A 12,321-nucleotide genomic window follows, 5' to 3' on the forward strand; every position below is an offset into this window, starting at 1 on the left:
TTCAGAGTGTTGTTCTCTGAAAACTAGATTCGAAACGAAACACGCGAATTATCACTTGCTATTGGATAAGCCCTCGACCGATTAGTACTGGTCAGCTCCATGCATTGCTGCACTTCCACCCCCAGCCTATCTACCTCGTCGTCTTCAAGGGGTCTTACATACTGGGAAATCTCATCTTGAGGGGGGCTTCACGCTTAGATGCTTTCAGCGTTTATCCCGTCCGTACATAGCTACCCAGCGGTGCTCCTGGCGGAACAACTGGTACACCAGCGGTACGTCCATCCCGGTCCTCTCGTACTAAGGACAGCTCCTCTCAAATTTCCTACGCCCACGACAGATAGGGACCGAACTGTCTCACGACGTTCTGAACCCAGCTCGCGTACCGCTTTAATGGGCGAACAGCCCAACCCTTGGGACCTACTTCAGCCCCAGGATGCGATGAGCCGACATCGAGGTGCCAAACCTCCCCGTCGATGTGGACTCTTGGGGGAGATAAGCCTGTTATCCCCAGGGTAGCTTTTATCCGTTGAGCGATGGCCCTTCCATGCGGTACCACCGGATCACTAAGCCCGACTTTCGTCCCTGCTCGACTTGTAGGTCTCGCAGTCAAGCTCCCTTATGCCTTTGCACTCTTCGAATGATTTCCAACCATTCTGAGGGAACCTTTGGGCGCCTCCGTTACTCTTTAGGAGGCGACCGCCCCAGTCAAACTGCCCACCTGACACTGTCCCCGCACCGGATTACGGTACCAGGTTAGAACCTAGATACGATCAGGGTGGTATCCCAACGTTGCCTCCACGCAAGCTGGCGCTCACGTTTCAAAGGCTCCCACCTATCCTGTACAGATCGTACCCAAATTCAATATCAAGCTGCAGTAAAGCTCCATGGGGTCTTTCCGTCTTGTCGCGGGTAACCTGCATCTTCACAGGTATTAAAATTTCACCGGATCTCTCGTTGAGACAGCGCCCAAGTCGTTACGCCATTCGTGCGGGTCAGAATTTACCTGACAAGGAATTTCGCTACCTTAGGACCGTTATAGTTACGGCCGCCGTTTACTGGGGCTTCGGTTCACAGCTTCGGATTGCTCCTAACCACTCCCCTTAACCTTCCAGCACCGGGCAGGCGTCAGCCCGTATACTTCGCCTTACGGCTTCGCACAGACCTGTGTTTTTGCTAAACAGTCGCTTGGGCCTTTTCACTGCGGCCCCCTCGTGCTATTCACACTACCGGGGCACCCCTTCTCCCGAAGTTACGGGGTCATTTTGCCGAGTTCCTTAACGAGAGTTCTTCCGCGCGCCTTAGAATACTCTTCTCGCCTACCTGTGTCGGTTTGCGGTACGGGCACCTTCACCTGGCTAGAGGCTTTTCTTGGCAGTGTGAGATCATGACCTTCGCTACTACAATTTTCGCTCCCCATCACAGCTCAGCCTTACAATGTGCGGATTTGCCTACACATCAGCCTTACTGCTTAGACGGACATCCATCAGTCCGCGTCACTACCCTACTGCGTCCCCCCATTGCTCATAACGGCTTACGGTGGTACAGGAATTTCGACCTGTTGTCCTTCGACTACGCCTTTCGGCCTCGCCTTAGGTCCCGACTTACCCTGAGCGGACGAGCCTTCCTCAGGAACCCTTAGGCTTTCGGCGGATCAGATTCTCACTGATCTTTTCGTTACTCATACCGGCATTCTCACTTGTATAATGTCCAGCGCTCCTTACGGTACACCTTCAACCCTTATACAACGCTCCCCTACCCCTGATGCAAAGCATCAAGCCATAGCTTCGGTGGTGTGTTTAGCCCCGTTACATTTTCGGCGCAGAGTCACTCGACCAGTGAGCTATTACGCACTCTTTCAATGGTGGCTGCTTCTAAGCCAACATCCTGGTTGTCTGTGCAACTCCACATCCTTTCCCACTTAACACACACTTGGGGACCTTAGCTGATGGTCTGGGCTGTTTCCCTTTTGACAATGGATCTTAGCACTCACTGTCTGACTCCCGGAAGTAAGTCTATGGCATTCGGAGTTTGACTGAGCTTGGTAACCCTTGCGGGCCCCGCACCCAATCAGTGCTCTACCTCCACGACTCTGTTTTCCGAGGCTAGCCCTAAAGCTATTTCGGGGAGAACCAGCTATCTCCGAGTTCGATTGGAATTTCTCCGCTACCCCCACCTCATCCCCGCATTTTTCAACATGCGTGGGTTCGGGCCTCCAGTGCGTGTTACCGCACCTTCACCCTGGACAGGGGTAGATCACCCGGTTTCGGGTCTACGTCCACGTACTAAGTCGCCCTATTCAGACTCGCTTTCGCTGCGGCTCCGGCTCTTCACCTTAACCTTGCACGGGAACGTAACTCGCCGGTTCATTCTACAAAAGGCACGCCATCACCCCTAAAACGGGCTCTGACTTTTTGTAAGCACACGGTTTCAGGTTCTATTTCACTCCCCTTCCGGGGTGCTTTTCACCTTTCCCTCACGGTACTGCTTCACTATCGGTCGCTAGGAAGTATTTAGCCTTGGCAGATGGTCCTGCCGGATTCATACGGGGTTTCACGTGCCCCGCACTACTCGGGATCCGTCTCGGAGGGAACAGACTTTCAACTACAGGGCTTTTACCTTCTTTGGCGGGCCTTTCCAGACCTCTTCGCTTAACCGGTTCCTTTGTAACTCCATGTGAGACGTCCCACAACCCCAAAGAGCAAGCTCTCTGGTTTGGGCTTCTCCGCGTTCGCTCGCCGCTACTGACGGAATCACTATTGTTTTCTCTTCCTCAGGGTACTTAGATGTTTCAGTTCCCCTGGTATGCCTCTACACAACCTATGTATTCAGTTGTGAGTAACTGGAAATTACCCCAGCTGGGTTTCCCCATTCGGACACCCCCGGATCAAAGCTTGCTTACAGCTCCCCGAGGCAGTTTCGTTGTTCGCCACGTCCTTCATCGGCTCCTAGCGCCTAGGCATCCTCCGTGTGCTCTTAGTAGCTTAACCATTTTGTTCCGGTTTTGACTGCTCGCTTCCCTTGTTTTGCTTGCGCAAAGCCAAAAGTCGCTCCCATCCAATACCATCACAAAAGCAATTTGACTACCGTTTTTATTGAAACTTGTTTAACACAAGTTCAGCTAAAAAGGAATGTTCTAATTCGCGTTTGTTTCGTTTCGATATCTAGTTTTCAAAGAACAAGCTCCATGCAAAAGCAAGCTGTTTGAGAGTTTGAGCTCTCAAAACTGAGCAACGAGTGAGTAACTAGCCGACCTGGCTAGATTTTATATTTGAATGTTTCCGTTGCAGGAAACGATTCTCCATAGAAAGGAGGTGATCCAGCCGCACCTTCCGATACGGCTACCTTGTTACGACTTCACCCCAATCATCTATCCCACCTTCGGCGGCTGGCTCCTTGCGGTTACCCCACCGACTTCGGGTGTTATAAACTCTCGTGGTGTGACGGGCGGTGTGTACAAGACCCGGGAACGTATTCACCGCGGCATGCTGATCCGCGATTACTAGCAATTCCGACTTCATGCAGGCGAGTTGCAGCCTGCAATCCGAACTGAGACCGGCTTTGTTGGGATTGGCTCCATCTCGCGATTTCGCAGCCCGTTGTACCGGCCATTGTAGTACGTGTGTAGCCCAGGTCATAAGGGGCATGATGATTTGACGTCATCCCCACCTTCCTCCGGTTTGTCACCGGCAGTCTATCTAGAGTGCCCACCCGAAGTGCTGGCAACTAAATATAAGGGTTGCGCTCGTTGCGGGACTTAACCCAACATCTCACGACACGAGCTGACGACAACCATGCACCACCTGTCTTGAATGTTCCGAAGAAAAGGTACATCTCTGCACCGGTCATTCAGATGTCAAGACCTGGTAAGGTTCTTCGCGTTGCTTCGAATTAAACCACATACTCCACTGCTTGTGCGGGTCCCCGTCAATTCCTTTGAGTTTCAGTCTTGCGACCGTACTCCCCAGGCGGAGTGCTTAATGTGTTAACTTCGGCACCAAGGGTATCGAAACCCCTAACACCTAGCACTCATCGTTTACGGCGTGGACTACCAGGGTATCTAATCCTGTTTGCTCCCCACGCTTTCGCGCCTCAGCGTCAGTTACAGCCCAGAGAGTCGCCTTCGCCACTGGTGTTCCTCCACATATCTACGCATTTCACCGCTACACGTGGAATTCCACTCTCCTCTTCTGCACTCAAGTCACCCAGTTTCCAGTGCGATCCGGGGTTGAGCCCCGGGATTAAACACCAGACTTAAATGACCGCCTGCGCGCGCTTTACGCCCAATAATTCCGGACAACGCTTGCCCCCTACGTATTACCGCGGCTGCTGGCACGTAGTTAGCCGGGGCTTTCTTCTCAGGTACCGTCACCTTGAGAGCAGTTACTCTCCCAAGCGTTCTTCCCTGGCAACAGAGCTTTACGATCCGAAAACCTTCATCACTCACGCGGCATTGCTCCGTCAGGCTTTCGCCCATTGCGGAAGATTCCCTACTGCTGCCTCCCGTAGGAGTCTGGGCCGTGTCTCAGTCCCAGTGTGGCCGATCACCCTCTCAGGTCGGCTACGCATCGTCGCCTTGGTGAGCCGTTACCCCACCAACTAGCTAATGCGCCGCAGGCCCATCCCCAAGTGACAGATTGCTCCGTCTTTCCAGTTTCCTTCAGGCGAAGAAAACAATTATTCGGTATTAGCTACCGTTTCCGGTAGTTGTCCCAAACTTGAGGGCAGGTTGCCTACGTGTTACTCACCCGTCCGCCGCTAACCATCAGAGAAGCAAGCTTCTCATCAAGTCCGCTCGACTTGCATGTATTAGGCATGCCGCCAGCGTTCGTCCTGAGCCAGGATCAAACTCTCCAATAAAGTATTGAAAAGAGCGATAAGCTCATTTTGAATCTGACGAGATTAAAAATCTCATTTGTGCTCCAGTCGATTCAAGCCAAGGCTTGTCTCGAACTTTCGCGTTCATTCTGCAAGCAGAATGTTTACTCACTCGTTGTTCAGTTTTCAAAGATCAAACTTATTTTGTTACCGAATGTCGTTCTCTTCAGCAACTCTTATATAATATCATGTCCGAACCAACTTTGCAAGCTCTTTTTTTCAAGTTTCTTTCGAAGCTTAATTCATTTGCTTGCCGCACCAGTGTTAAACCGTGTTTTCTTGGCCGGATTAATAATATATCACGTATAGATATTAATTACAATACTTAATTTAATAAAATTCATTTACCACAAATCAACCACCTTTACTGTGTTGCTCTCCTCTATCCCAGTTGCATCGTTTTTATACCCTAAAATCCATTCATACAACGCAATACATGTCTGATTGTTTTTAGAATTAATAGGGCTAAATCTTCTCTAATATATTTTAGCCTCATTAATATGCTTAATTATACTTATCCCTCATATCAACGTCTTTCAAGATTACTGGGGTGACTGTAAGTTACCACGAGTATAAGTAGAGGTATTATAGAAGATACACAAAAAAAATGATGCACGCATATAACTATACGTGAACCACTTTCTTGTGTGTTATTACATTATATATAGAAGGAAACTCTTAATGTTGTGCCTGTGCTGATGCTGGAGGCGTCATCGTCAGCTGTCCATTACCTGCTTTTTGCATGCCAACTCGCAGCAACGTAATTCCCCACGTAATAATGGAGATCAATAGAAGATGAACCATGTATCCACCTACTGCCTCTCCACTATAGATCAAACGCATAAATCCCTGTACCCCATTTGAAGCGGGCAGAAAGTTACCGATATAACGGTAGAATGGCGCCAGCATCTCGGCTGAAATGATATTTCCTGCTGTCATCAACTGGAGTGGAACCATCGCAACATTAAATAGAGGGCCTGCATTGCCAAACAGGGCAAAACTCATCTGTGTAAAACAGATACACGCCAGACTCACCAGCACATGATACAGATACAACGCGCCGAAGGAGCTCGCCACATCCGTGAACAGAAGAGCAACTGTATCCACTATTAGAGGAACGATCACTGCTATACACAATAACAGCATTTGCCGTCCCCAGAAGATTTCCCATTTGGAATGGGTACGCTTCATCATATTCGACGTAATATTAAACTGAATGTTCATAGTCATCGCAGCAATGTAGGTGATAAAACCCAGAATCATGGGAAGCATCGATGTAGCAAAATCACTCACACTGTTCGTTTTATTAATTTCAGCCTTTACAGGCCCTTCATTCATCTTTGCCATCGCTTGTCCAATAGCTGCACTCAACTCATCGTTGTTGATACTATCCTGGTTAAGGGTGACTTGAACCTTGGACTCCAGAATCCCTTGTCCCATTTGTGCAGTCATTCCAGTCGCCGCGTGTTCCACAATGGATTTGGCTACATCAGCATTTCCCTGATTAATATAGAAGGACAAACTCGTCTCTGTACCGCCTTCAATCCGGTCAGTGAATCCTTCCGGAATAACAATAACCATCGCATAGTTACCTGCATTCATCTGTTTCTCGGCTTCCTGGGCAGAATCCAGTACATTGACATGGAAAGGCGCGAGCGTTTCAATCTGCTTCTGCACCTCTGTTCCCTGTGTCCCGTCTTCGTTCACCAGCGCTACTTGAAGTTGATCCACTCTCTCCGTGGCTTGATGATAACCCGTCATCCAGATCACAACAAATAACAGCGGAACAATCAATGCAAAAACCAACCCTATTTTTGTCTGTGGCACTTTAAGAAAATCTTTGAAGCTTTTCATTCGTTCACGACTCCCATTAGTTAAAATTAAAATAATTGCACTACATATATATGCACATGCACATATTAGACCAAAAAAATTTATTTCATCTTTTCGTAGATCCGATTCATCACATTCATAAATGCTTCAAGCTCTTCAGGGGAACAATCGGCGAGTGCCTCTTGCTCTTGCTTTTTTGACTTAGGTGTCAGAACGTTATTCATTTCCAGTCCTTCCGCCGTCAAACAAAGCAAAACCGCTCTGCGGTCCTGTGGATCTTCTTCTCTTGTCACCAGACCTTTGCGAATCAACTTGTCTATGATTTTGCCTACCGTTGTCTGGTCCCGCACTGTTAATTCAGCCAGTTTTTTCTGTGATATATGGCTTCCAGCCTTGCTCAATTCATTCAGAACTGCAAATTGTTCCGGCGTAATATCCTGTTCACTCAGATTTCTGGTTGTTGTTTTTTTGTATGCCAGATACGTCCGTGACAGAATCAGTCCAAGTGGATTTTCATCCATATTAACAGGCATGCTGATGCTCCTTTCTCTATATAGTAGCACTACCATCTAATTTGCGTAAGCTCTATATTATTACCATATCTACAATACTGTCAATTTAATTTTTTTATCTTTTCAAGCAAAAAGAGACCCACCCGATAGTCAGGCAGCTCTCTCCTCTGGCATCGTCAAGCCACACTTACTCGGGCTTGCCACTTGAAGTTTCGGTATCGTCCTTCTTCTTGGTACCTTTGCTTTTATAAGGCTTCGGGGCACTTTTCGCCCGGTTAGCAGCGGCTTGCCAACGGTTCCAGCCTTTTTTACCCGTACCACGGCCGGTGCCGCCTTTTCCTTTTGCATTGCTCATGTTATCACTCCAATAATCCTGTATATGCTTAAAAATGACCGTCCTCGGTAACTTATCATGCAACCCAGCCCATCTAATTCACTTCCAGCATTTCTTATTATACCAAAAATCCACGCCTTTACGTCCATTTCCATAAATCATTGTATTGTTATTCTGTTATGAAAGCGGTATAGTGGACATAATTGAAAGAGGAAGCTGCGTCTTCTTCGGGATTGTTACTGGTAAGCAGGCGATACCCAAACCAAGGCTGTCTATTAAGCCTTAGTTTGGGTTTTTTGTTATTATTACGACCAATTGAGGTGAAACACATATATGATCATCCGTCAGATTTTTAACAACAATGTCATCCGGGCTGAGAACCAGGTTGGTCACGAATTTGTTGTCATTGGCAACGGTCTTGGCTTCAAAAAGAAAAATGGACAGCCCGTGGATGAGGATAAAATCGAAAAAACCTTTGTGCTGAAATCGGATAAAATACCGCAAAAATTAATCGATCTGATTGGGGAAACGTCGGTCGAATATTTGAAGTTAGCAGACGAAATTGTAGGCCATGCCAAACAGGAAATGGGCGATATTTTTAGTGATAATATCTATATCTCATTGATTGATCATATTCAGTTTGCCATTACCCGGTACCGTAAATCCGTCGGGCTGAAAAATTCCCTTTTGTGGCAGATCAAGAAGTTTTACAAAAAGGAATTTGGGATTGGCATGAACGCTGTGGAGCTGATCCAGGAACAATTCGGCATCCAGATGGATGAACATGAGGCCAGCTTTATTGCGATGCATTTTGTTAACGCTCGTCAAGATGCTCAAGGCATGAAACAAACCGTTGAAATCACTGAAGTAATTGATGATATCTTCAACATTGTGACCAACCATTACTACATCGCCCTGGATGAAAATTCATTTAATTATTCCCGGTTTATTACCCATCTTCAATATTTTGTGCAGCGAATGTTGAGTAATGAACAGGAGCAATTTGCTTCAGGAGATAACTTTCTGTATGAGCAGGTGAAGGACAAATATAGCAAGGCTTTTGAGTGCACACAACGGATCAATCAGTACCTTGAAGATAAGTTTGAAAGTGCCATGTCCATTGATGAAAAGGTGTATTTGACGATCCATATTCAACGTGTCACTTCCCGTAACGATTTGCTTGACGTGGAATAAAAAAAGCTTGCAAACGATTTCGGCGTCAGATATAGTAGGTCTCACAACTTAACGACAAGGATTGTTACTGCTCAAGCAGGCGATACCTAAATGATTGGCAACAGATCATCTTTCCGATGATCATAGCCATTCGTTTAGGTATTTTTTTGTTTTCAGGCAATCTTAACAACAAAGGAGAATGAACATGAATCATAAAAAAATGGGGGATGACATCGTTCGTCTCGTCGGCGGAGAAGCCAATATCAATGGTCTTGTCCACTGTGCGACCCGGCTGAGATTCGACCTGAAAGATTCGAAAAAGGCCGAACGTGAAACGCTTGAGAAGCATGAAGGCATTATTACCGTTGTCGAAAGCGGCGGCCAGTTCCAGGTTGTCATCGGTAGTAACGTGGCTCATGTATATGCGGAGATCATGAAAAACCGGGATTTCGGAGGAGATTCCTCCTCATCGGCTGAGTCCACAGGAGAAAAAACCTCGCTATTATCCAAAGTTTTTGAAATTATATCGGGAAGTTTCTCGCCGTTAATCCCGGCTATGGCAGGATCAGGTATGCTAAAAGCTTTGCTGACTGTCCTGACCATGCTCGGATGGATGTCGGATACAAGTGACACATACTTGATTTTATCTGCTGCCGGCAACGCTGTATTTTATTTCTTGCCCATTTTCCTCGGCATCACACTGGGTATGAAGCTGAAAGCCAATCCTTATGTAGCTGGTGTAATTGGTGCCGCTCTGATGGAGCCGAACTTCACCGGACTGATGGATAAAGGCTCAGATGTATCGTTCCTGGGTATACCGGTTGTCATGATGAATTATTCAGCCAGCGTATTCCCAATCTTCATATCGATTAGTATCTACGCTGTTCTCGATAAGTTACTCAAGAAAATCATTTTGAAAGACCTGCAATTGTTCCTTGTACCGATGATTGCTCTGATGATTATGGTTCCGCTGTCCGCAATGGCCTTTGGACCATTCGGCACTACGGTAGGTGACTGGATCTCCTCCGGCGTAACTTGGCTCATTGGCGTCAGCGGTATATTATCAGGGGTTGTACTGGGTGGATTCATGACCTTCATGGTTGTGTTCGGACTCCACTGGGGCTTCACTCCAATCACGATACAGAATATCGGGGTTGGCGGCGATCCAATTGAAGCCATGGCTGCTGCAGCTGTATTTGCACAAATCGGTGTAGCCTTCGGTATTTTCCTGAAAGCGAAAAAAAACAAAACCCTGCGCACTCTTGCTGGCTCGACCAGCCTTACAGGTTTACTTGCAGGAGTCACTGAACCAATCGTATACGGTCTGATCCTGCGTTATAAACGTGTGATTCCTATCGTGGTTATCGCAGGTGCGATCGGCGGTGCCATCAATGGTCACTTTGGTGTTAAAATGACTGCTTATGTGTTCCACAATATATTTGCCATTCCTGTCTATACACCAACGGTTGTCTACGTAATTGCAATTGCCTGCTCCTTTGCGGTAGCCGCGGTATTAACGGTGATGTTTGGTTATGAAAGCAAAACGAAAGACACAGTTTCCGAGAAAAATGAATCTGTCTCCAGCACATCTGCTGAAAGTACGCCGGTAGAGCTTCCTGTCGTACCTGAGACCAAAACAACAGAAATCAAGAAAGAACAAATTTATAGCCCACTTACAGGTGAAGCCGTAGCACTGAGTACCATTAATGACCCGGCTTTTTCGACTGGTGCCATGGGTAAAGGTTTGGCCATTGTCCCTGAGATTGGCGAAGTTGTTGCTCCCGTGGATGGTGTCGTCACCTCCCTCTTCCCGACCGGACATGCCATTGGACTAACCACCAACGCAGGGACGGAAATCCTGATTCATATTGGCATCAACACAGTAGCACTGAAAGGAAAACACTTCTCTCCTGTCGTTCAGGAAGGGGATATCGTCAGACAGGGCGATCTGTTGATCCAGTTTGACATCGATAAGATCAAGGAAGCCGGATACGAAACCGTAACACCTGTCATTGTGACCCTAACGCAGCAAGAAGTAGATGTGTTCGAAACGACTCAGGAACAGGTACAGAAAAATGATGTCCTGCTGACTCTCGTTGTCTGACCCAACTTATATATTATGAATTCAACTTAGGAGGAACTAACCATGAAACATACTCAACTGAAACCATTTCCTAAAGATTTCTTCTGGGGAGGTTCAACCTCTGCCTATCAGATCGAGGGAGCCTGGAATGAAGATGGCAAAGGCCCTTCTGTCATCGACATGGGCAATCATGTGGAAGGCGTAACCGACTTCAAGGTAACCAGTGATCACTATCATATGTACAAAGAAGATGTGGCGTTGCTCGCCGAAATGGGCTTTAAAGCCTACCGCTTCTCCATCGCATGGACACGCATCTATCCGCAAGGAGCGGGTGAGGTTAATCCGAAGGGGCTCGCCTTTTACGATTCTCTCATTAATGAGTTAATTAAATACGGTATTGAACCCATTGTGACGATGTATCACTTCGATCTTCCTTATGCACTTGAAGAAAAAGGTGGCTGGTCCAACCGTGCAACGATTGATGCTTTTGAACAATATGCCAAGACCCTTTATGAGAACTACGGAGATCGGGTCAAATATTGGCTGACCATCAATGAACAAAACATGCTGATCCTGCATCCCGGCTCTCTGGGGACACTGGATACAACACTTGTTGATCCGCAAAAAACACTGTATCAGCAAAATCACCACATGCTGGTTGCTCAAGCTAAAGCCATGGTGCTATGTCATGAAATGCTGCCTGAAGCCAAAATTGGCCCAGCTCCTAATATCGGTGTAATTTACCCGGCGAGCTCCAAACCAGAAGACACACTCGCGGCTGATAACTATGCTGCCATTCGTAACTGGCTCTATCTCGATATGGCGGTATATGGACGTTATAATCATATTGCCTGGAGTTATCTCGAAGAGAAAGGATATACGCCTGTCATTGAAGACGGAGATATGGATATCCTGGCGCAAGGAAACCCTGACTTTATTGCGTTTAACTACTATACTTCTCAAACGGTTGGTGAAAGTCTGAACGATGGTAATGACTTCTCCCATACAGGAGATCAGCATGAAATCGTAGGTGAACCGGGCGCATATAGAGGATCTGTGAATCCCAATCTGCAAAAAACGGAGTTTGGCTGGGAAATTGATCCGGTCGGCTTCCGCTCTACCCTTCGCCAGATCTACTCCCGTTACCACCTGCCATTGATTGTTACGGAAAATGGTCTGGGTGCCTTTGATAAACTGGAGGAAGGCGACGTGGTTAACGATCCGTATCGTATTGAGTTCTTCAAGAAACATATCGATCAGATTCAACTGGCGATCACGGACGGCATGGATGTATTTGGCTTCTGCCCTTGGTCTGCGATCGATCTGGTTAGCACACATCAAGGATCAAGCAAACGTTATGGATTCATCTATGTGGATCGTGAGGAATTCGATATCAAGGAATTGAGACGTATCCGCAAACAGAGTTTCCACTGGTATCAAAAACTGATTGAAACGAATGGAGAAATCCGTTAATACTGTAATCCTTTAATATCATAATAAAAAACAGTCGA

At 47.0% G+C, this 12,321-nt stretch carries 6 protein-coding genes and 2 rRNA genes; 3 read left to right on the forward strand and 5 right to left on the reverse strand.

What is annotated here, in order from left to right; all coding sequences use genetic code 11:
* Positions 1 to 61: 61 nt before the first annotated feature.
* The 5 genes from NSQ38_RS00515 to NSQ38_RS00535 form a co-directional block, all read right to left on the reverse strand.
* Positions 62 to 2,987: ribosomal RNA gene (locus NSQ38_RS00515) — 23S ribosomal RNA — on the reverse strand.
* A 317-nt stretch (positions 2,988 to 3,304) separates the two neighbouring features.
* Positions 3,305 to 4,857, reverse strand: a 16S ribosomal RNA gene (locus NSQ38_RS00520).
* Together the 16S and 23S rRNA genes form the textbook arrangement of a ribosomal RNA operon.
* Positions 4,858 to 5,553: 696 nt before the next feature.
* Positions 5,554 to 6,729 (reverse strand): ABC transporter permease, encoded by a 1,176-nt coding sequence (locus NSQ38_RS00525; protein WP_339786164.1) that lies wholly within the window; start codon positions 6,727 to 6,729, stop codon positions 5,554 to 5,556.
* Between the two features lie 80 nt (positions 6,730 to 6,809).
* Positions 6,810 to 7,241, reverse strand: a complete 432-nt coding sequence (locus NSQ38_RS00530; RefSeq protein ID WP_074093609.1) for a MarR family transcriptional regulator — start codon at positions 7,239 to 7,241, stop codon at positions 6,810 to 6,812.
* A gap of 166 nt (positions 7,242 to 7,407) precedes the next feature.
* Entirely contained in the window at positions 7,408 to 7,575 is a 168-nt protein-coding gene (locus tag NSQ38_RS00535; RefSeq protein WP_074093608.1) for a DUF3934 family protein, read from the reverse strand.
* 312 nt (positions 7,576 to 7,887) lie between these two features.
* On the opposite strand from NSQ38_RS00535, the gene NSQ38_RS00540 reads away from it, so the two are divergent.
* The 3 genes from NSQ38_RS00540 (at position 7,888) to NSQ38_RS00550 (ending at position 12,283) form a co-directional block, all read left to right on the forward strand.
* Positions 7,888 to 8,748 (forward strand): PRD domain-containing protein, encoded by an 861-nt coding sequence (locus NSQ38_RS00540; RefSeq protein ID WP_339786166.1) that lies wholly within the window; start codon positions 7,888 to 7,890, stop codon positions 8,746 to 8,748.
* Positions 8,749 to 8,932: 184 nt separating this feature from the next.
* Complete coding sequence (locus tag NSQ38_RS00545) at positions 8,933 to 10,831, forward strand: beta-glucoside-specific PTS transporter subunit IIABC (protein WP_339786169.1); 1,899 nt, start codon at positions 8,933 to 8,935, stop codon at positions 10,829 to 10,831.
* A gap of 42 nt (positions 10,832 to 10,873) precedes the next feature.
* Positions 10,874 to 12,283 (forward strand): glycoside hydrolase family 1 protein, encoded by a 1,410-nt coding sequence (locus NSQ38_RS00550; protein WP_339786171.1) that lies wholly within the window; start codon positions 10,874 to 10,876, stop codon positions 12,281 to 12,283.
* The last annotated feature ends 38 nt before the right edge of the window (positions 12,284 to 12,321 follow it).

The organism is Paenibacillus sp. FSL R7-0313, assembly GCF_037969885.1.
Lineage (GTDB): Bacteria > Bacillota > Bacilli > Paenibacillales > Paenibacillaceae > Paenibacillus.

Bases quoted from the DNA above. Each gene is read 5' to 3' on its own strand.
- NSQ38_RS00525 (WP_339786164.1), bottom strand. From the start codon at position 6,729: ATGAAAAGCTTCAAAGATTTTCTTAAAGTGCCACAGACAAAAATAGGG.
- NSQ38_RS00540 (WP_339786166.1), top strand. From the start codon at position 7,888: ATGATCATCCGTCAGATTTTTAACAACAATGTCATCCGGGCTGAGAAC.
- NSQ38_RS00535 (WP_074093608.1), bottom strand. From the start codon at position 7,575: ATGAGCAATGCAAAAGGAAAAGGCGGCACCGGCCGTGGTACGGGTAAA.
- NSQ38_RS00545 (WP_339786169.1), top strand. From the start codon at position 8,933: ATGAATCATAAAAAAATGGGGGATGACATCGTTCGTCTCGTCGGCGGA.
- NSQ38_RS00550 (WP_339786171.1), top strand. From the start codon at position 10,874: ATGAAACATACTCAACTGAAACCATTTCCTAAAGATTTCTTCTGGGGA.
- NSQ38_RS00530 (WP_074093609.1), bottom strand. From the start codon at position 7,241: ATGCCTGTTAATATGGATGAAAATCCACTTGGACTGATTCTGTCACGG.